General features: G+C 70.9%; 19 protein-coding genes. 13 read left to right on the forward strand and 6 right to left on the reverse strand.

Features of this window, described 5'->3' with window-relative positions:
- The first annotated feature begins 75 nt into the window (after positions 1-75).
- Positions 76-1,548, forward strand: a complete 1,473-nt coding sequence (locus D0Z08_RS11450; RefSeq protein WP_118925381.1) for a PAS domain-containing sensor histidine kinase — start codon at positions 76-78, stop codon at positions 1,546-1,548.
- 30 nt (positions 1,549-1,578) lie between these two features.
- Here D0Z08_RS11450 and D0Z08_RS11455 read toward each other — a convergent pair whose 3' ends face one another.
- A complete protein-coding gene (locus tag D0Z08_RS11455) occupies positions 1,579-1,833 on the reverse strand; it encodes a WhiB family transcriptional regulator (RefSeq protein WP_118925382.1) in 255 nt (84 codons plus the stop codon).
- Positions 1,834-2,097: 264 nt separating this feature from the next.
- Here D0Z08_RS11455 and D0Z08_RS11460 point away from each other — a divergent pair, with 264 nt between their 5' ends.
- A complete protein-coding gene (locus D0Z08_RS11460) occupies positions 2,098-2,499 on the forward strand; it encodes a hypothetical protein (protein ID WP_118925383.1) in 402 nt (133 codons plus the stop codon).
- Positions 2,500-2,525: 26 nt separating this feature from the next.
- Here the strand turns inward: D0Z08_RS11460 and D0Z08_RS11465 are convergent, their stop codons facing one another.
- Genes D0Z08_RS11465 through sodN form a run of 3 tightly spaced genes read right to left on the reverse strand, consistent with a single transcriptional unit; the run spans position 2,526 to position 4,122 of the window.
- Positions 2,526-3,329, reverse strand: a complete 804-nt coding sequence (locus D0Z08_RS11465) for an RNA polymerase sigma factor SigF (protein WP_118925384.1) — start codon at positions 3,327-3,329, stop codon at positions 2,526-2,528.
- Positions 3,326-3,724: an ATP-binding protein gene (locus D0Z08_RS11470; RefSeq protein WP_118925385.1), complete on the reverse strand. Its 399-nt coding sequence runs from the start codon at positions 3,722-3,724 to the stop codon at positions 3,326-3,328. The genes D0Z08_RS11465 and D0Z08_RS11470 overlap by 4 nt, the downstream gene beginning before the upstream one ends.
- Positions 3,721-4,122: a superoxide dismutase, Ni gene (sodN, locus tag D0Z08_RS11475; protein WP_118925386.1), complete on the reverse strand. Its 402-nt coding sequence runs from the start codon at positions 4,120-4,122 to the stop codon at positions 3,721-3,723. The genes D0Z08_RS11470 and sodN overlap by 4 nt, the downstream gene beginning before the upstream one ends.
- A gap of 65 nt (positions 4,123-4,187) precedes the next feature.
- Here sodN and D0Z08_RS11480 point away from each other — a divergent pair, with 65 nt between their 5' ends.
- The 5 genes from D0Z08_RS11480 (at position 4,188) to D0Z08_RS11500 (ending at position 9,592) form a co-directional block, all read left to right on the forward strand.
- Entirely contained in the window at positions 4,188-4,553 is a 366-nt protein-coding gene (locus D0Z08_RS11480; RefSeq protein WP_245993884.1) for a S24 family peptidase, read from the forward strand.
- Positions 4,554-4,702: 149 nt separating this feature from the next.
- On the forward strand, positions 4,703-5,818 hold the full coding sequence (locus D0Z08_RS11485) for an NAD(P)-dependent malic enzyme (protein WP_118925547.1): 1,116 nt from the start codon (positions 4,703-4,705) through the stop codon (positions 5,816-5,818).
- A gap of 166 nt (positions 5,819-5,984) precedes the next feature.
- Entirely contained in the window at positions 5,985-6,899 is a 915-nt protein-coding gene (locus D0Z08_RS11490) for a sulfite exporter TauE/SafE family protein (RefSeq protein ID WP_118925387.1), read from the forward strand.
- Between the two features lie 10 nt (positions 6,900-6,909).
- Complete coding sequence (locus D0Z08_RS11495) at positions 6,910-7,878, forward strand: zinc-binding dehydrogenase (protein ID WP_118925388.1); 969 nt, start codon at positions 6,910-6,912, stop codon at positions 7,876-7,878.
- Between the two features lie 217 nt (positions 7,879-8,095).
- Positions 8,096-9,592: an MDR family MFS transporter gene (locus tag D0Z08_RS11500; RefSeq protein WP_118925389.1), complete on the forward strand. Its 1,497-nt coding sequence runs from the start codon at positions 8,096-8,098 to the stop codon at positions 9,590-9,592.
- Positions 9,593-9,678: 86 nt separating this feature from the next.
- On the opposite strand, the gene D0Z08_RS11505 is transcribed toward D0Z08_RS11500, so the two are convergent.
- Complete coding sequence (locus tag D0Z08_RS11505; protein ID WP_118925390.1) at positions 9,679-10,320, reverse strand: TetR family transcriptional regulator; 642 nt, start codon at positions 10,318-10,320, stop codon at positions 9,679-9,681.
- Between the two features lie 125 nt (positions 10,321-10,445).
- Here D0Z08_RS11505 and D0Z08_RS11510 point away from each other — a divergent pair, with 125 nt between their 5' ends.
- The 3 genes from D0Z08_RS11510 to D0Z08_RS11520 are packed head-to-tail and all read left to right on the forward strand — an operon-like array spanning position 10,446 to position 12,978.
- A complete protein-coding gene (locus D0Z08_RS11510; protein WP_118925391.1) occupies positions 10,446-11,534 on the forward strand; it encodes a ferredoxin reductase in 1,089 nt (362 codons plus the stop codon).
- 11 nt (positions 11,535-11,545) lie between these two features.
- A complete protein-coding gene (locus tag D0Z08_RS11515; protein WP_118925392.1) occupies positions 11,546-12,700 on the forward strand; it encodes a fatty acid desaturase family protein in 1,155 nt (384 codons plus the stop codon).
- 23 nt (positions 12,701-12,723) lie between these two features.
- The gene (locus D0Z08_RS11520) at positions 12,724-12,978 is read left to right on the forward strand and encodes a hypothetical protein (protein WP_118925393.1); all 255 of its coding nucleotides are present in this window, start codon (positions 12,724-12,726) and stop codon (positions 12,976-12,978) included.
- Positions 12,979-13,000: 22 nt separating this feature from the next.
- On the opposite strand, the gene ptsP is transcribed toward D0Z08_RS11520, so the two are convergent.
- A complete protein-coding gene (gene ptsP / locus D0Z08_RS11525; RefSeq protein WP_118925394.1) occupies positions 13,001-14,671 on the reverse strand; it encodes a phosphoenolpyruvate--protein phosphotransferase in 1,671 nt (556 codons plus the stop codon).
- An 87-nt stretch (positions 14,672-14,758) separates the two neighbouring features.
- Here ptsP and D0Z08_RS11530 point away from each other — a divergent pair, with 87 nt between their 5' ends.
- The 3 genes from D0Z08_RS11530 to D0Z08_RS11540 are packed head-to-tail and all read left to right on the forward strand — an operon-like array spanning position 14,759 to position 18,602.
- Entirely contained in the window at positions 14,759-15,526 is a 768-nt protein-coding gene (locus D0Z08_RS11530; protein WP_118925395.1) for a DeoR/GlpR family DNA-binding transcription regulator, read from the forward strand.
- On the forward strand, positions 15,523-16,518 hold the full coding sequence (locus D0Z08_RS11535) for a 1-phosphofructokinase family hexose kinase (protein ID WP_118925396.1): 996 nt from the start codon (positions 15,523-15,525) through the stop codon (positions 16,516-16,518). The genes D0Z08_RS11530 and D0Z08_RS11535 overlap by 4 nt, the downstream gene beginning before the upstream one ends.
- Positions 16,506-18,602: a PTS fructose transporter subunit IIABC gene (locus tag D0Z08_RS11540; protein ID WP_118925397.1), complete on the forward strand. Its 2,097-nt coding sequence runs from the start codon at positions 16,506-16,508 to the stop codon at positions 18,600-18,602. The genes D0Z08_RS11535 and D0Z08_RS11540 overlap by 13 nt, the downstream gene beginning before the upstream one ends.
- The last annotated feature ends 19 nt before the right edge of the window (positions 18,603-18,621 follow it).

Here is an 18,621-nt window from a genome sequence, read left to right on the forward strand (position 1 = left end):
CATCCTGCCAAACCGGTCGCAGTGGTCTGGACCGGGGCTGATGTCGACGACGGGCGCAACGGCTAGCGTGAGCCCGTGCCGTCCCTCCCTGCCATCGCCCGGCGCCACACCGACCTCGACGAGGACGACATCGGCTGGCTTCAGGGGATCCTCGCGGACTGGCAGATCATCGCGGACCTGTCGTTCGCGGACCTGGTGATGTGGCTGCCGGACCGTCAGGGCGGCGGCTACTGGGCGGCGGGTCAGATGCGCCCCACGACCGGCCCGACGGCGTACGTCGACGACGTCGTCGGCTCGTTCGTCGCCCACGGCCGCCGGCCTCTCGTCGACACCGCGTACGAGCACGGCCGGATCGCGCGCGAGGGCGACCCGGAGTGGCGGGACGAGGTGCCGGTGCGGGTCGAGGCCATCCCGGTGCGCCGGGAGGGCCGGGTGATCGCCGTGATCGCGCGCAACACCAACCTGCTCGGGGTCCGTACGCCGAGCCGGCTCGAGATCAACTACCTCCAGACCGCCGGCGACCTCACCAAGATGATCGCGTCCGGTCACTTCCCGGCGCCGGGCCAGCGCAGCGACCATGCCGACTCGCCGCGGGTGGGTGACGGGTTCCTGCGGGTCGACGCCGAGGGGCGGGTGGTCTACGCGAGCCCCAACGCGCTGTCGGTCTACCGCAAGCTCGGGCTGACCGGTGACCTGGCCGGCCACCTGCTCACCGACCTCACCCGTGACCTGGTGCCTCCGCGCAAGCGCCCGGACGAGGAGACCCTGAGCGCAGTGCTCGGCGCGCGGGCGCACCGCGACACCGAGATCGGGTCGGGCGACATCGCGCTCATCGTCCGCGCGATCCCGCTGCGGCCCGAGGGCGAGCACATCGGTGGGCTGATCCTGCTCCGCGACGTCACCGACCTCCGCCGCCGCGACCGCGAGCTGATCACCAAGGACGCCACCATCCGGGAGATCCACCACCGGGTGAAGAACAACCTCCAGACCGTCGCCGCGCTGCTCCGGCTGCAGGCCCGTCGGATCGACTCCGAGGAGGCCACCGCAGCCCTGGAGGAGGCGGTACGACGAGTCGGGTCGATCGCGATCGTCCACGAGACCCTCAGCCAGGCGGTCGAGGAGGCCGTCGACTTCGACGAGATCGCCGACCGGCTGGCCCGGCTGGTCACCGACGTGGGGCTGGCCCCGGTCCGGATCCGGCGCGAGGGCAAGTTCGGGATGCTCCTCTCGGAGCAGGCGACCCCGCTCGCGATGGTCCTGACCGAGCTGCTCCAGAACGCGGTCGAGCACGGGTACCCGACCGACGGCTCCCAGCCCGAGGAGGGTGGGGAGATCGTGATGTCCGCGCAGCGACGCGGCGGACAGCTCGAGGTGAGCATCGACGACGACGGCCGCGGCCTTCCCGACGGCTTCGACCTGGAGGACTCGCCGAGCCTGGGCCTGTCGATCGTCAAGACGCTCGTCGAGTCGGAGCTCGGCGGTCACCTCACCCTGGGCGCGTCGCCGACCGGCGGGACGCGTGCCGATCTCTCGGTGCCCCTCGACTGATCCGGGGCGAGCCCGATCGACCGGGTCGACTCAGACGGGCGTGCGCACCCGAGCGCGGGCGTTGCGGCGCTTCAGCGCGCGCCGCTCGTCCTCACTGAGACCACCCCAGACGCCGTGGTCCTGTCCCGCCTCGAGCGCCCACGCGAGGCATTGCTCGCGCACGTCGCAGCGTCGGCACACCTGTTTGGCCTCCTCGATCTGGAGGATGGCCGGACCGGTGTTGCCGATCGGGAAGAACAGCTCCGGATCCTCGTCGAGGCATGCGGAACGGTGACGCCAATCCATGGGTGGGGAATCCCTCTTTCTCCGTGCGTGCGGCCGTGATCGAGCTTTAAGGAGCTCCCCGCCCGCGGGCGCGACAGGGAGGAGCAAAAGTGAACGGTTTCACGATCGCGCTGCAAGGCTTCCAAGGAAACGCTCACGAATCAAGGGGTCAGGACGGTTTGATGGGTCACACACCGCGTCCACGGCCAGATTTGACAGTCTGCACCATCGCCCAAGCGCTCGACCCGGATCTGTCCGCGGACTGAGTCGTCTAGGCTCCCCGCCGTGTCCGACACGCCGATCCCGCCCGCCGCACCGCCCCCGCTGACGGTCGCCGCGTCCCTGGTGGCGGTCCAGGGCGCCGTACTCCTGGCGCTCGCGGTGCTCGAGGTCGCGGACCTGGACGCCGACCGCCGCGCGATGGGCCTGTCGACGGCCGGGTTCTTCGCCCTGTACGGCGTGCTCCTGCTGGTCGCCGGCTGGGGGCTGTGGCGCCGGGCCTCGTGGTCGCGTGGGCCGGCGTTGATCACCCAGCTGATCCTGCTCGGTCTCGCCTGGAACATCCGGGAGCACGCCGTGGCAGCCGTGGCCGTCGTCGTGGTCGCGCTCATCGTCCTCGCCGGCGTGCTGCACCCGGACTCGTTGGACGCGCTGATGGGTGAGGAGCCCGAGAAGCCCGAGCAGTAGCGCAGGCAGGAACCGGGCAGGACGAGTCAGTCGTCGGTCTCCAGCGAGGCCCGCAGCTGCTCGAGCGTGCGGGTCAGCAGGCGCGACACGTGCATCTGGGACACGCCGATCTCGGCGGCGATCTGCGACTGCGTCATGTTCTTGAAGAAGCGCAGCAGCAGGATCTTCTTCTCGCGCGGCGGCAGGCTCTCGAGCAGCGGCTTGACCGACTCGCGGATCTCGACGTGCTCGAGGGCCGCGTCGTCGATCCCGATCGCCTCGAGCATGCTCTGGCCGCCCTCGTCGGAGCCGTCGGTGGCGTCGAGGGAGAGCGTGGCGTAGGCGTTGCTGGACTCCAGGCCCTCGATGATCTCCTCGACCGAGCAGCCGATGGCCTCGGCGATCTCGCGCGGCGTGGGGGAGCGGCCCAGGGACTGGGTGAGCTCAGCGGTCGATGCGCTGATCTGCATCCGCAGCTCCTGGAGCCGGCGCGGGACGCGGATCGCCCACCCCTTGTCGCGGAAGTAGCGCTTGATCTCGCCGATGATCGTCGGCGTCGCGTAGGTCGAGAACTCGACGCCGCGGTCGGTGTCGAACCGGTCGACCGACTTGATCAGGCCGATCGTGCCGACCTGGACCAGGTCCTCGAAGGGCTCGCCGCGGTTGCGGAAGCGGCGTGCGCAGTGCTCGACCAGCGGCAGGTGCAGGTGCACCAGCGCCTCGCGCGCGCTCTCGCGCTCGGCGTCGGAGACGTCCGGGTCGCGGAACACCATGAACAACCGGGCGTTCTCGCGCCTGGTCGCTTCGAGAGCGGCGGAGCGGACGCCCTCCCGAGACTCGACGTCCGTCATTGCTGGTCGAGCGAGGACCGGAGGGCGAGCCGGACGGCGTAATGGCCGGGCGCGGCGTCCACGCTGGCATCGGTCGTCAACGTGGTGAGGACCTGCCAGCCGAAGCTGTCGTAGTCGGGGGTGCTGGGGGACTCCGAGGCGGCGCTGCACTCGAGGCGGAGCTCGCCCGGCTCCAAGCGGAACTGGCAGACGAGGTCGGTCCCGGAGTCCGCCTCGTCGAGCACCATCGCGGTCGCCTCGCTCACGGCGATCCGCAGGTCCTCGATGTCGTCCATCGTGAAGTCCAGGCGCGCTGCGAGGCCGGCCGTCAAGGTGCGGAGCACAGCGGCGTAGGCGCCGTCCGCCGGCAGCCGCAGCTCGACGTCGGATCGGGCGCCCACGCCGCTGGTGATCATGCCTGCTTCGTCTCCCAGAAGATCTTGGCGATCTCGTCGATCTTGGCGAGCAGCTCGTCGGCCTTCGCGACGTCGAGCGTGCCCTTGGTGCCGGTGGCTCCGGCGAGCTTCGTCGCCTCGTTCACCAGCGTGTGGAGCTCAGGGTACTTCTCGAAGTGCGGGGGCTTGAAGTAGTCGGTCCAGAGCACCCACAGGTGGTGCTTCACCAGCTCCGAGCGCTGCTCCTTGATGAGGATCGCGCGGGTGCGGAAGTCCGGGTCGTCGCTGTCGAGTGCCTTCTGGACGATGGCCTTGACCGACTCCGCCTCGATCCGGGCCTGGGCCGGGTCGTAGACGCCGCAGGGCAGGTCGCAGTGGGCAGACACCTCGAGGGTGGGGGCGAACAAGCGCGAGAACATGCGGGTCCTCTCTTCGTGGTCACGTAGGGGAAGGCGGTTCCCTTCCGGCTGCGACACTACTCGCCGTGGCGAGGTCGGAAAACGAGGGGCGTACGCCGAGCGCGGCGGGGTCGCGCTTTGTCGTACCCCTCGGTCTCGCGGTGGTGCGGGGTGACTCGATGCGCCCGACGCTGGTGCCGGGAGACCGGCTCCTGCTGTGGCACCGCCGGTCTCCGCGACCCGGCCGGGTGGTGGTGGCGCGGTTCGCTGACGGGACGGTCGCGGTGAAGCGGGCGGTCGAGCAACGCGCCGACGGCTGGTGGCTGCTCTCCGACAACCCGGACGACGGCGTGGACTCGCGGCACCGGGGAGCCGTGCCGGAGGCGGAGGTCCTGGGCGTCGTGCTCGCCCGGGTGTGGCCGCGGCCGCGTGGTCTGCTCGGGAGGCTGTGAGCCCGATCACCGGGCGTGCGCCCGTCTGCGGGACATTCGGACCGCGAGCGGCGCCGGCTGTGGAAGAATCGTTCCTCGTGGCCGCCGATGTCCCTCCCTCCCACCCGCGCGCGGGTGAGCCGGTCTTCGACCTGCACGTCGGGGGGAAGATGGAAACCGTCGCGACGGTGGGCCTCACGAACAAGGCCGATCTCTCGCTGGCCTACACGCCCGGCGTCGCCGAGGTGTGCGAGGCGATCGCGGCCGACCCGGGGCTGACCCGCCACTACACGTGGGTCCCCAACACGGTGGCCATCGTCAGCGACGGCACCGCCGTGCTCGGCCTGGGCGACATCGGCCCGGCCGCCGCGATGCCGGTGATGGAGGGCAAGGCCGTCCTGTTCAAGCAGTTCGGAGGCGTCGACGGCGTCCCGATCTGCCTGGCGACGACCGACGTCGAGGAGATCATCGAGACGGTCGTGCGCCTGGCGCCGAGCTTCGGTGGCATCAACCTCGAGGACATCTCCGCGCCGCGCTGCTTCGAGATCGAGGACCGGCTCAAGGAGCGGCTCGACATCCCGGTCTTCCACGACGACCAGCACGGCACCGCCGTCGTCACGCTGGCCGCACTGGTCAACGCGCTCCGGCTCACCGGCCGCAACGCCGAGTCGACCCGGGTCGTCATCTCAGGTGCCGGCGCCGCGGGCGTCGCGATCGCGAAGATCCTGCTCGAGGCCGGCGTGAAGGACCTGGTCGTCACCGACCGCAAGGGTGTGGTGAGCTCCGACCGCCACGACCTCACTCCGTCGAAGAAGGCGCTGGCCGAGCTGACCGCCGACCGGTCCGGTCGCAGCGGCACGCTCGCCGACGCGTTCGCCGGCGCGGACGTCTACATCGGCGTGTCCGGCGGGACGGTGCCGGAGGAGGTCGTCGCGACGATGGCCGACGACGCGATCATCTTCGCGATGGCCAACCCCAATCCCGAGGTGCACCCCGACGTCGCCCACCGCCACGCGCGGGTGGTGGCGACCGGCCGCTCGGACTTCCCCAACCAGATCAACAACGTGCTGGCGTTCCCCGGCATCTTCCGCGGCGCGTTCGACGTGCACGCGTCGGCCATCACCGAGGGCATGAAGGTCGCGGCCGCCCAGGCGCTCGCCGAGCTGGTCGGCGACGAGCTCAGCGAGGACATGGTGATCCCCTCGCCGTTCGACCCCCGGGTCGGTCCGGCAGTCGCGGCAGCGGTCGCCGCGGCGGCCCGGCGCGACGGCGTCGCGCGGCTCTGACCGCGCCTCACCTGGCCCCGCGTCTCTCCTGACGCGGCGGCGATCCTGACCGACGGCTCGACGCGCCGATCCGGCCACCGACTTGTCGTCTTGTCAACCTCTAAAGTACATTGGATTGCTCAACATACAAAGGAAGTATGTTTAACAGTCTAAGGGTGTACTTATCATGTGGATCTTCGCTGCGTTCGCTCTCGCCGGCGGCGTCGCCCAGTTCATCGACGGCACCCTGGGCATGGGGTTCGGCGTCACCTCGGCGACCGTTCTCCTCTACCTCGGCGTCGCGCCGGTCACGGCAAGCGCCGCGACCCACGCCGCCAAGCTCCCGACGACGCTGATCAGCGGGCTGTCCCACTGGCGCGCGGGCAACGTCGACGGCCGCATCCTGCTCCGGGTCGCCGTACCCGGAGCTCTCGGCGGCTTCCTGGGCGCGGTGGTGCTGACCAACATCAGCCTGGAGTCGGCGAAGGGCTGGATGGCCGGGTTGCTGGTGTTCTTCGGTGCGGTGATCTTCGCGCGGTTCGGCCTCGGGCAGACGCTGATCCCGACGCCCAAGAACGGCCAGACCGCTCGCTGGCTGGCGCCGATCGGCGTCGTCGGCGGCTTCGTCGACGCGACCGGTGGCGGTGGTTGGGGCCCGGTCGTGACCCCCAGCCTGATGACGGTCACCAAGCACGAGCCGCGCAAGGTGGTCGGCACGACGAACGCGGCCGAGTTCGTCGTCGCGGTCTCGGTGTCGTCCGGGTTCCTCACCGGCGCCGCCCAGCACGGGATCCCGTGGCTGCCGGTCCTCGGTCTGGTCCTCGGTGGCGTCATCGTGGCGCCGATCGCGGCCCGACTGGCCGGGCGGCTCCCGCACCGCCCGATGGGCACGCTGGTCGGCGGCCTCGTCGTCCTCGTCAACGGCATCACGATCATCAAGGCGCTCGGCGGAGTTCCGCTCTGGCTGGACTGGACGCTCTTCGCGGTCGCGGTCGTCGTCCCTGCCGTCGTCGCGTGGAAGGCATGGAAGGCGGAGCAGGCCGAGCGGGTGGCGGAGGTCGATGAGACGGCCGCCGATCGCCAGGTGCCCAGCCCTCGATAGCGTTCGGTGCATGTTCGCCGTCACCGCACAGTCCTTCAGCACCGACGACCCGCTCTCCGGCCTGGTGCTGGGTGAGCGCTCGGAGCCCGAGGCGCCGGACGGCTGGACGACGGTCACCGTCAAGGCCGCCTCCCTCAACCACCACGACCTCTGGTCGCTGCGCGGTGTCGGGCTCAAGGAGGACGCGCTGCCGATGATCCTCGGCTGCGACGCGGCCGGCCACGACGAGGACGGCAACGAGGTCGTCGTCCACGCCGTCGTCAGCAGCCCCGACTGGACCGGCGACGAGACCCTCGACCCGCGACGGTCGCTGCTCTCCGAGCGCTACCAGGGCACGTTCGCCGAGCGGGTCGTCGTACCTCGCCGCAACGTGGTGCCGAAGCCGGCCTCCCTGTCCTTCGAGGAGGCCGCCTGTCTGCCGACCGCCTGGCTCACGGCGTACCGGATGCTCTTCACCCAGGGCGGCCTCAAGGCGGGGGACACCGTGCTCGTGCAGGGCGCGGGCGGTGGCGTGGCCACCGCGCTGATCGCGCTCGCCCGCGCCGGCGGCCTGCGGGTGCTGGCCACCAGCCGCGACGAGTCCAAGCGGGCCAAGGCGCTGGAGCTCGGTGCCCACGAGGTCTTCGAGTCGGGCGCACGGCTGCCGGTCAAGGTCGACGCGGTCATGGAGACCGTCGGCAAGGCGACGTGGACCCACTCGGTCCGCTCGCTGCGGCCCGGCGGACGCATCGTGATCTCCGGTACGACGTCCGGACCGCAGCTCGACGACGCGATGCTGACCAACATCTTCTTCCTCCAGCTCAGCGTGGTCGGCTCCACGATGGGCACCCGGGACGAGCTGGCGGCCCTGGTCACGATGCTCGACGCGACCGGTGTGCGGCCGGTGATCGACCGGACGCTCCCGATGGAAGAGGCCCGCGACGGGTTCGCGGCGATGGCCGCCGGCGACATCTTCGGGAAGATCGTCCTCACCCGCTGAGACCTGCGTCATGCGCGGGGCGTGACAGAGCAAGAAATGCTTGGCGCGCTGTCGGTGGCGTCGGGAAGCATGGAGCCTGCTCACAGGTTGGCCCTCGAGCGATGAGAAATCTCCCGCCGAGGTGTCGAAATGAGCAGCCGCCGTTCGTGGAGTAGGTGAACGGCGGGCCCGGCAGCGAGACCGGCTCCCGCACCCCCGACGAAGACAGGACCCAGAGATGACTGTGCCCACCGAGGCTGGAGGCCTCACCCCGGAGGAGTGCCCCGCAGCCGACGTCGCCGAGTTCGAGCAGGAGTTCGCCGGCACCCCGGGCAAGACGCCACTGGTGATCAAGCTGCTCGTCGCCGCCACGTTCGTGGTGATCCTCAACGAGACGATCATGATCAACGCGATCCCGCGGTTGATGGCGGACTTCTCCATCGACGAGCGGAGCGCGCAGTGGCTGTCCACCGCCTTCATGCTGACGATGGCCGCGGTGATCCCGTTGACCGGTTGGTTCCTCCAGCGCGTCAGCACGCGGTCGGCGTACGCCGTCGCGATGGCGACCTTCTGCGCCGGCACGGCGCTCGCCGCGATCGCGCCGGTCTACGAGGTGCTCCTCGCCGGCCGGGTGATCCAGGCCGGTGGCACCGCCGTCATGATGCCGCTGCTGATGACCACGCTGATGACCGTCGTCCCCGAGGCCGACCGCGGCCGGGTGATGGGCCAGGTGACCCTGGCGATCTCCTGCGCCCCGGCGCTCGGTCCGGCCGTCTCCGGCGTCATCCTCGACCTCGGCTCGTGGCGGCTGATCTTCGTGTTCGTGCTGCCGGTGGCCGCTCTGGTCGCCATCGCCGGCATGCGCCAGCTGGAGAACGTCGGCGAGGCCCAGGTCAGCTCGGTCAGCTGGCTCAGCGTCGTGCTGGCCGCGGGTGGCTTCGCCACGCTCGTCTACGGACTCAGCGAGATCGGCAACGGGTCCGCGTCCACGGTGACCCTGCTCGTCCTCGCCGGTGTGCTGCTGGTGGCGGCGTTCGTCGCGTACCAGCTCAAGCTGCAGCGGTCCGACGTGCCGCTGCTCGACCTGCGCACGCTCAAGCACCGCACGTACGCCGTCTCCCTGCTGCTGATGTCCGCCGGTTTCATGGCGTTCCTCGGATCGATGATCCTGCTGCCGCTCTACCTGCAGAACCTGCGCGGGCTCTCCGAGCTGGAGACGGGCCTGCTGGTGATGCCGGGTGGTCTCGCGATGGGTCTCCTGGGCCCCCAGGTCGGCAAGCTCTACGACCGGTTCGGCTCGCGGCCGCTGGTGATCCCCGGCTCGATCGGGATGGTCGTCGCCCTGGGCGCGCTGAGCCGGATCGGCGTCGACACGCCGTACTGGATGATCCTCGGCGTCCACGTCGTCCTGATGGCGTGCCTGGCCGCGATCTTCACGCCGGTCTTCACGCTCGGACTGGGTGACCTCCCGCCGCAGCTGTACTCCCACGGCAGCTCGCTGCTCGGGACGCTGCAGCAGGTGGCCGGCGCCGTCGGCACGGCGTTGCTGGTGGTCGTCATGCAGAACCGCAAGGAGCACCTCCTGTCGGCCGGCTCGGGCGAGGCGGACGCGGTCGTCGGCGGCTTGCAGTGGGCGTTCGCCGTCGGTGCCGTCATCGGCATCGCCGTGGTCGTGCTGGCGCTGATGCTGCCGTCGCGGGTCGAGGCCCCCGAGGGCGCTCCCGTCGGGCACTGACGCTCGCAACCGGGTCGACCCGTCGCCAGTAGGCGGCGGGTCGACTCAATTCTCGTCGAGGAAGGCGGCCCGCGCCACGAGTGGGTTCATCTCGACGAGTCCCAGCTCAGCGCGCCGATCAGCACGATGTGGAGCTGGCGTCGCGCCACTCCCTCGATGCGTCGTACGACGTCCTCGCGTCCTCCTGCGAGGGCGAGCTCCTCGGCGTGGGAGAGCATCGCGTTGACGAGCAGGTTGGCAAGGATCAGGAGGTCCTCCCCGGACCAGCCGCCGGCTCCGGGAACCCGCGCGATGTCAGTGGCCAGCTCGCGCTCGATGAGCTCGAGCTGGTGGCGCACGGCCGCGCGGACCGGCACCGAGCCCGCCAGCCGCTCGCGGGCGATGAAGCGGAAGTGGCGCTCCGCCTTCGGGACGTGCGAGACCAGCGCCTTGACCGAGTTGTCGACGATGGCGAGGAACAGCGCCCGGTCGCTGGCGGGCGGGGAGTCGAAGGTGCGGGCGGACCGGAGCAGCTCGCGCAGCGACGTGAACGACTCGTCCACGAGTGCGAGGCCGAGCTCGTCGATCGACTCGAAGTGGCGGTAGAACGCGGTCGGGACGACGCCGACCTGCTTGGCGACCTGGCGCAGCGAGAGCGCGGCCAGGGGCTGCGTCTCGCACAGCTCGAGCGCCGCGTCGAGGATCGCACGACGGGTGCGCTCCTTGCGCTCGACGCGGGTCTCGGTCACTACCCCAGCCTACCGTGAGTGAACATGTGTGCACCCTCACGTCCCGCGGTGCTTGCGTACCGCCCGCGGAACCGGGCAGGCTTCTCGGTGTACAGACGTACACCGAAACTTTTAAGAGGTTCCCGATGAGCATTGTCGCCGACGCGACCACCCGGGTCTTGCGATCCCGCTTCGCCGCCGCGCTGGCCACCCCGCACGGCGTGGACCGCTACCTCGAGCTGGTCAACCCGATGTGGGCCGCCAACGAGGTCCGCGCCCGCATCGTCGACATCACCCGTGAGGTCGACGTCCCCGGCCACCCACCGGTCGCCACCATCACGCTGCAGCCGACCTCGACCTGGCGCGGCCACCGCGCCGGCCAGCACGTCCAGCTGGGCGTCGAGGTCGACGGCGCCCGTCGTACGACCCGGGTCTTCACCATCTCCAGCCCCGAGTCGAAGGCCGGCGACCGCTTCACCATCACGATGCGCGCTAACCCGGAAGGGGTGGTCTCGCGCTACCTGGTCGAGCGGGCCGAGGTAGGCACCATGGTGCACCTGTCCCAGGCGCAGGGGGAGTTCGTTCTCCCCGACCACGTGCCGGACCACATCGTCTTCGTCTCCGGGGGCTCCGGCATCACGCCGGTGATGTCGATGCTGCGCTCCTTGCAGCGTCGCACCCACCGGGGGCGGATCACCTTCCTGCACTACGCGCAGAGCCCCGAGCACCAGATCTTCGCCGAGGAGCTCGAGGAGATCCGTCGCTCCGGCTACGGCATCGACCTGCACCTCGTCTACCCGGAGCAGGGCGGCCGCAACTTCTCCGCCCTGGAGCTCGAGCGGATCGTCCCGGGCTTCCGCGACGTCCCGACCTGGCTCTGCGGTCCCGCCGGCCTGGTGGACGCAGTCCGCCCGGCCTTCGAGGGATCCGACAGCCTGCACGTCGAGTACTTCAAGCCGCCGGTGGTCAGCAACGGATCGGCGGAGGGCGACGTCACCTTCACCCGTTCCGGCTCCACCGCCGCCAACTCCGGCGCCACCCTGCTCGAGCAGGCCGAGGCCGCCGGGCTCACCCCGCAGTTCGGCTGCCGGATGGGCATCTGCTTCTCCTGCACGGCCACCAAGAAAGAGGGCACCGTCCGCAACGTGCTGACCGGTGAGACCTCTTCCCTGCCCGATGAAGACATCCGCATCTGCGTCAGCTCGCCCGAGGGCGACTGCGCCGTGGACCTGTGAAAGGACCTGACATGAGCATCACGATCGAGAGGCCGCCGGTGAAGACCCGCACCGACACGGAGCTCAGCCCCAAGTACACCCTGACCGCCGAGCAGCTCGACGCCTTCGGCGACGAGATGGACGCGATCAGGCAGCGCGTCGTCGCCGACCTGGGCGAGGAGGACGCGAACTACATCCGCAAGGTCGTGAAGTACCAGCGCGGCTTCGAGGTCGCCGGCCGCGTGATGTTCTACATCCCGCCGCTGTGGCCGGCCGCCGTGGCCTCGCTCTCCGTGTCGAAGATCCTCGACAACATGGAGATCGGCCACAACGTCATGCACGGCCAGTACGACTGGATGGGTGACCCCGCCCTCAACTCCCGGATGTTCGACTGGGACACGATGGCCCCGGCCGAGAACTGGAAGTACGGCCACAACTACATGCACCACACGTACACCAACATCGTGGGCAAGGACCGCGACGTGGGCTACGGCATCCTCCGCATGGACGAGGAGCAGGAGTGGCGCCCCTACTACCTGGGCAACCCGCTCTACGCGTTCCTGCTGATGACGTTCTTCGAGTGGGGCGTGATGCTCCACGACCTCGAGGTCGAGGAGGTCTTCGCGGGCCGTCGCCACCTGTGGCGCGGCGAGAACGCGCCGATCATGCGTCGCATCCGCAAGAAGGTGGGCAAGCAGGTCCTCAAGGACTACGTCGTCTTCCCGCTGCTGTCCGGCCCGTTCTTCCTCACGACCCTGGCCGGCAACGCCGTGGCCAACCTGGTCCGCAACGTGTGGACCTTCAACATCATCTTCTGCGGCCACTTCCCGGCGGGCGTGGCCACCTTCACGGTCGAGGAGACCGAGAACGAGTCGCGCGGCGGGTGGTACTACCGCCAGCTGCTGGGCTCGGCCAACATCACCGGCAGCAAGCTGCTGCACGTGATGAGCGGCAACCTGAGCCACCAGATCGAGCACCACCTGTTCCCGGACATCCCCGCGCGCCGCTACCCGGAGCTTTCGGTCGAGGTCCAGGAGATCTGCCAGCGCTACGGCCTGCAGTACAACACCGGCCCGCTGCACAAGCAGCTCTTCAGCGTCGCGAAGAAGATCTTCCGGCTCTCGCTGCCGACCCGGGCGCCGAAGACGCCCCAGTCGACTGTGACCGAGACCCCGTTGGCGGCATGAGCCACAACGGTCAGACTGGGCGCATGAACACCGAGGGTCAGGACCACCTGAGCAAGGCCGAGATCTCCAAGGACGCCCTGCAGGCAGGCGCTGAGGCGGCGATCGGCGCCGTCGGTGAGGTCACGACGATCATCACCGGCGCCGTCAAGGAGGTCGCCGGTGCGCTCGGCGGGCTGGCGACGGAGCTGTTCGAGATCCGGGACGCCTCCAAGCGGGCCCTCGCCCAGCACGGTGAGGAGCCGGTGCCCGAGCTCGACGACCCGACCGACCTGGTCTGAGTCTGCGACACAGTCGGCCAAATCAAAGCAGTACGGCGCGCGCGGCCTCGCGTGCGGTGGCAGGGTCCACCGCGGCGAGAGCCGCGTCCGCCATTTCCTCGCAATGACCGACGGTCAGCTCGGAGACCCGCGCGCCCACCGGGCGGACGGCGGCCGACGCCATCGACAGTGACGTGATGCCGAGGCCGACCAGCACGCAGGCGAGCAGCGGGTCGGCGGCGGCCTCGCCGCAGACGCCCACGGGCTTGCCGGCCTGCCGGCCGGCCTCGGCGGCGATCGCCACCAGCTGCAGCACCGCTGGCTGCCAGGGATCGGTGAGGTGGGCGAGGTCGGTGGCCATCCGGTCGGCGGCCATCGTGTACTGCGTGAGGTCGTTGGTACCGATCGAGAGGAAGTCCACCTCCTCCAGGATCTTGTGGGCGAGGAGTGCTGCGCTCGGCACCTCGACCATCACGCCCGGCTTCAGGCCGCGCTCGCGCACGTCGGCCGCGAAGTCCCGGGCCTCGGCGACGGTCGCCACCATCGGCGCCATCACCCAGCAGTCGGCGCCCGTGCGCTCGGCGGCGATCGCGATCGCGTCGAGCTGGCGGTGCAGCAGGCCGCGGTCGGCGAAGGCCAGTCGCAGGCCGCGGACGCCCAGTGCGGGGTTCTCCTCGTCCGGGTGCGTCGCGAACGCGATCGGCTTGTCGGAACCGGCGTCCAGGGTCCGGACGACCACGTGGCGCTCCTCACCGGCGAACGGCGCCAGGACGCTGGCGTAGATGTCGGCCTGCTCCTCGACGGTCGGCTCCGTCTCGCGGTCGAGGAAGCACAGCTCGGTGCGGAACAGGCCGATGCCGGTGACGGGTTCGGCGCTCGCGGCCACGGACGACGCCGCGTCCGCGACGTTGGCCAGCAGCTTGACCAGGCGTCCGTCCGCGGTGCGGCCGGGTCCCGACCAGGTGGCGAGCACGGCCCGCTCCGCCCGGTCCTCGGCCACCAGTGCCGCCGCCTTGTCGTGCTCGGGGTCGACCTCGATCGTTCCGAGCTCGCCGTCGACCAACGCCGTGTGGCCGTCGAGCGCGGCGATCGCGCCGCTGGCGCCCACCACGCACGGGATGCCGAGCTGCCGCGCGATGATCGAGGTGTGGCTGGTCTTCCCGCCACGCTCGGTCACGATCGCCACGACCAGTGACGGGTCGAGTCCGGCCGTGTCCGCGGGCGCGAGGTCGAGGGCGACGAGCACCGACGGTGCGGTCGGGACCGGCACGCCCGGCTCCGGCTCGCCGACCAGGCGCGCCAGCATCCGGGCGTGGATGTCGCGGAGGTCGGTGACCCGTTCGGCCATCAGTCCGCCCATGCCGGCGAAGACGTTGACGAACTGCTCGACAGCGGCATCGAGGGCCGCGAGCAGCGGCTGGCCGGCGTTGAGGTTCTTGCGGACGGCGGCGCGCAGGCCGCGGTCCGAGGCGAGACCGGCACTGGCCGTCAGCACCTCGGCGGTCGCTCCGGTGCTGGCAGCGGCCTTGGTACGGAAGCCGTCAGCCACCTGGGCCACCGCTTCGTCGTACGCCGCGAGCGCGGCCGCCGCATCGGCGTGACCGCCGTCGCCGTACGCCGCAACGGCGCCGGTGGAGACGTCGGACGTCGCGATGAGGACCGGGCCGAAAGCGAGCCCAGGGACGACCGGAGTGCCGTGGATCGAGGTGACCATGTTCACACCCTAGCGGCGAGGACCCTTGACAAACAACACGATCGGGCATAAAACAACACAAACAAAGATTCCCATGGAGGTCCCAGGATGTACGCAGAGGAGCGGCAGCAGGCCATGGCCCGAGCCGTCGCCGCCCGCGGCCGGATGTCCGTCGCGGAGCTCGCGTCCGAGTACGACGTGACGACCGAGACCGTGCGCCGGGACCTGTCAGCGCTGGAGGCGCTGGGCCTGGTCCGGCGGGTGCACGGGGGAGCGGTGCCGGCGACCGCGCTGACCGCGCTCGAGTTCGGGCTATCCGAGCGCAACGCCGCGCGGGTCGCCGCGAAGGAGGCGATCGCCCGGGCTGCGCTCGACCTGCTGCCGCCGACCGGCGGCTCGCTCATCATCGACGCCGGCAGCACCACGGTCCGGCTCGCCGAGATGCTCCCGCGGGACCGCCGGCTCGTCGTCTACACGCACTCGGTGCCGGTCGCCGCGCGACTGGCGGTCAACCCCGCGGTCGAGCTGCACCTGCTCCCGGGATCGGTCCGGTCCGCCACCCAGGCGGCGGTGGGGCCGGAGACGGTGGCCGCCCTCGCGCAGGTGCGGGTGGACCTCGCGTTCGTCGGGACGAACGGCATCACCCTCGACCACGGGTTCTCGACCCCCGACTCCACCGAGGCAGCCACCAAGCGCGCGATCGTTGGTGCTGCCCGCCGGGTCGTGGTGCTGGCCGACGCGACCAAGATCGGCGTCGAGGCAACGGTCCGCTTCGCCGGCATCGACGAGGTCGACGTACTGCTGACCGACGATGACGTCGAGAGCCGGCAGCGCAAGGAGCTCGTCGCGGGCGGCGTCGAGGTCGTGGTCGCATGATCCTCACCGTCACCCCCAACCCGAGCATCGACCGCACGGTCGTCCTGCCGGGGACGCTGACCCGCGGTGCCGTCCACCGCGCCGACTCGGTCCTCTTCCAGCCGGGCGGCAAGGGCGTCAACATCTCCCGCGCGTGCGTCGCGGCCGGCGTGCCCACTGTCGCCGTACTGCCGGTCGCTGCCGGGGACGCCTTCGTCGCCGAGCTCGCACAGCTGGGTGTCGAGGTCCGTCCCGCGCCGCCGACCGGACCGATGCGGATCAACCTCACGATCACCGAGCCGGACGGGACCACCACCAAGATCAACACCGCCGGTGCGAGCGTCGGCCGGAGCGACCTGGCCCACCTCGCCGAGATCGTGCTCGACGCGGCCGCCTCGGTGCGGCCCCGCTGGGTCGTCCTGGCCGGGTCCCTCCCGCCCGGGGCACCCGCCGACTGGTACGCACAGATCGGCGCGGCCCTCCGCTCGGACGGCCACCGCTTCGCGATCGACACCAGCGAGGAGCCCCTGACGGCACTGCTCGCCGCCGGTGGTCCGGCAGCCCCGGACCTGATCAAGCCCAACGCGGAGGAGCTCGCCTCGGCCACGGGAGGCGACCCGGTGCTGTTCGAGGCCGACCCGGAAGCCGCGGCGACGGCGGCGGCGCGCCTGGTCGGTACGTCGGCGGGCATCGTCCTGGCCACTCTGGGGGCGGCCGGTGCAGTGCTGGTCGACGGCGAAGGAGCGTGGCACGCCACCCCGCCGCCGACCACCGTCGTCAGCACGGTCGGCGCCGGCGACGCCAGCCTCTGCGGCTACCTGCTCGCCGACATCCGCGGCGCGTCAGCGCCGGAGCGGCTCGCCACCGCAGTGGCGTACGGCGCCGCCGCTGCCGGTCTCCCCGGCACCACCCCGCCGACCCCCACCGATCTCCGGACCGCCGAGGTCCGGGTCCGTCAGCTCGACATCCTGTCGAGCCCCACCCCCGAAGGAACCCCGTCATGGCAGAACTGATGACGACCGACCTGGTCCGGCTCGACGCGGACCTCGGTCGCGACAAGGAGAGTGTGATCGCGGCGCTCGCCGGCGTGCTCACCGCAGCCGGCCGCGCCGACAACGTCGCCGTGCTCGAGCGCGACCTGCTCGCCCGCGAGGCGAAGGCCGCGACCGGCATGAAGGACGGCATCGCGATCCCGCACTGCCGGACCACAGCGGTCTCGGTCCCGACAGTCGCGTTCGCACGGCTGGCGCCGGCGGTCGACTTCGGCGCCAAGGACGGGCCGGCCGAGCTGGTCTTCCTGATCGCCGCGCCCGAGGGCGGTGGCAACACGCACCTGCAGATCCTCACCAAGCTGGCCCGTGCGCTCGTGAAGGCGGACTTCACCGACGCCTTGCGCGCCGCCGGGTCGCCGGAGGAGGTGGTCGCGATCATCGGCGGCGTCGTCGCCGACGCGCCGGCGATGGCACCTGTCGCCGCAGCCTCCGCAGCCCCTGCAGCCGCGCCCGCCGCCGAGGGGGCCGCGTCCTCCGCGCCGGCCACCCGGCGCCGGCTCGTCGCCGTGACCTCGTGCCCGACCGGCATCGCCCACACCTACATGGCGGCCGAGTCGCTCGAAGCCGCCGCGACCAAGGCGGGCGTCGACCTCGCCGTCGAGACCCAGGGCTCGGCGGGGTCCAAGCCGCTCCCGCAGGCGACGATCGACGCCGCCGACGCCGTGATCTTCGCGACCGACGTCGGGGTGCGCGACCGGGGCCGGTTCGCCGGCAAGCCGGTGGTCTCCTCGGGCGTCAAGCGGCCGATCGACGACGGCGACGCGATGATCGCCGAGGCACTCCGCAGCGCCGACGACCCGAACGCGCCTCGCGTCGAGGGTGGCGGCGCCAACGACAGCGGCCGTACGGCGACTGCCGGTGAGTCGTGGGGCGGCCGGGTCCGCCGGGTGCTGATGACCGGCGTCTCCTACATGATCCCGTTCGTCGCCGCCGGTGGTCTGCTGATCGCGATCGCGTTCCTGCTCGGTGGCTACGAGATCGTCGGTCCCGCTGCGGACCTCGTCGTCGACAGCACCCTCTTCAACGCTCCGGACCCGCAGTCGATCGGGCTCGAGCACGCACTGTTCGACTCCGGCACGCTGGCGTACCTCGGCGCGCTGTTGTTCGTGATCGGCGCGACCTCCTTCGCGCTCTTCCTGCCGGCGCTGGCCGGCTACATCGCCTACGCGATCGCCGACCGTCCCGGCATCGCGCCCGGATTCGTGATGGGCGCGCTGGCGGGCAACCTCAAGAACTTCACCAACGCCGACGGCGTCGCCATGCCCGCAACCGGGTTCCTCGGAGCGATCATCGGCGGTGTCCTCGCCGGGCTCGTCGCGCACTGGATCGCCGGGCGCACGGTGCCGAGCTGGGCACGGGGCCTCATGCCCGTCCTCGTCATCCCGCTGGTCACCAGCGTGGTGGTCGGCCTCGCGATGATCGTCGTCCTCGGCCGGCCGATCACCTGGCTGATGGAGAACCTCACCGAGGGACTCGACTCCATGAGCGGCTCGAGCGCGGTGCTCCTCGGCGTCATCCTCGGCCTGATGATGGCCTTCGACATGGGTGGCCCGCTCAACAAGGTCGCCTACAGCTTCGCGGTTGCGGGCGTCGGCACGGCCGCGACGGTCGCCGCAGGTGCCCCGGAGCTCAAGATCATGGCTGCCGTCATGCTCGCCGGGATGGTGCCGCCGATCGCCCTGGCCCTCGCCACCGTCGTCCGGCCCGGTCTGTTCACGGTGGGGGAGCGGGAGAACGGCAAGGCCGGTTGGTTGATGGGCGCGTCCTTCATCACCGAGGGCGCCATTCCGTTCGCGGCGGCCGACCCCCTGCGGGTCATCCCCTCGATCATGCTCGGCAGCGCCGTCACCGGCGGCCTGTCGCAGGCCTTCGACGTCGGCCTCCGCGCCCCGCATGGCGGTGTGTTCGTGCTGTTCGCCGTCGACGGCGTCCTCGGCTTCGCGATCGCCCTCGTCGCCGGTGTCGTGGTCGCCGCGGCCAGCGTGATCGCCCTGAAGTCCTTCGGCGGCGCCCGCGTCGTCGACCCCGAGCCCGTCACCGTCTGACTTCTCCGCCCTAACCGAG

The sequence above is a fragment of the Nocardioides immobilis genome (assembly GCF_003515065.1).
In the GTDB taxonomy this organism is placed as follows: Bacteria; Actinomycetota; Actinomycetes; order Propionibacteriales; family Nocardioidaceae; genus Nocardioides; species Nocardioides immobilis.

Excerpts from the sequence above, each read along its gene's own strand:
- D0Z08_RS11500 (WP_118925389.1), top strand. The coding sequence starts at position 8,096 with ATGACTGTGCCCACCGAGGCTGGAGGCCTCACCCCGGAGGAGTGCCCC.
- D0Z08_RS11540 (WP_118925397.1), top strand. The coding sequence starts at position 16,506 with ATGGCAGAACTGATGACGACCGACCTGGTCCGGCTCGACGCGGACCTC.
- ptsP (WP_118925394.1), bottom strand. The coding sequence starts at position 14,671 with ATGGTCACCTCGATCCACGGCACTCCGGTCGTCCCTGGGCTCGCTTTC.
- D0Z08_RS11495 (WP_118925388.1), top strand. The coding sequence starts at position 6,910 with ATGTTCGCCGTCACCGCACAGTCCTTCAGCACCGACGACCCGCTCTCC.
- D0Z08_RS11530 (WP_118925395.1), top strand. The coding sequence starts at position 14,759 with ATGTACGCAGAGGAGCGGCAGCAGGCCATGGCCCGAGCCGTCGCCGCC.
- D0Z08_RS11470 (WP_118925385.1), bottom strand. The coding sequence starts at position 3,724 with ATGATCACCAGCGGCGTGGGCGCCCGATCCGACGTCGAGCTGCGGCTG.
- D0Z08_RS11520 (WP_118925393.1), top strand. The coding sequence starts at position 12,724 with ATGAACACCGAGGGTCAGGACCACCTGAGCAAGGCCGAGATCTCCAAG.
- D0Z08_RS11485 (WP_118925547.1), top strand. The coding sequence starts at position 4,703 with ATGGAAACCGTCGCGACGGTGGGCCTCACGAACAAGGCCGATCTCTCG.
- D0Z08_RS11535 (WP_118925396.1), top strand. The coding sequence starts at position 15,523 with ATGATCCTCACCGTCACCCCCAACCCGAGCATCGACCGCACGGTCGTC.
- D0Z08_RS11490 (WP_118925387.1), top strand. The coding sequence starts at position 5,985 with ATGTGGATCTTCGCTGCGTTCGCTCTCGCCGGCGGCGTCGCCCAGTTC.
- sodN (WP_118925386.1), bottom strand. The coding sequence starts at position 4,122 with ATGTTCTCGCGCTTGTTCGCCCCCACCCTCGAGGTGTCTGCCCACTGC.
- D0Z08_RS11515 (WP_118925392.1), top strand. The coding sequence starts at position 11,546 with ATGAGCATCACGATCGAGAGGCCGCCGGTGAAGACCCGCACCGACACG.
- D0Z08_RS11455 (WP_118925382.1), bottom strand. The coding sequence starts at position 1,833 with ATGGATTGGCGTCACCGTTCCGCATGCCTCGACGAGGATCCGGAGCTG.
- D0Z08_RS11510 (WP_118925391.1), top strand. The coding sequence starts at position 10,446 with ATGAGCATTGTCGCCGACGCGACCACCCGGGTCTTGCGATCCCGCTTC.
- D0Z08_RS11465 (WP_118925384.1), bottom strand. The coding sequence starts at position 3,329 with ATGACGGACGTCGAGTCTCGGGAGGGCGTCCGCTCCGCCGCTCTCGAA.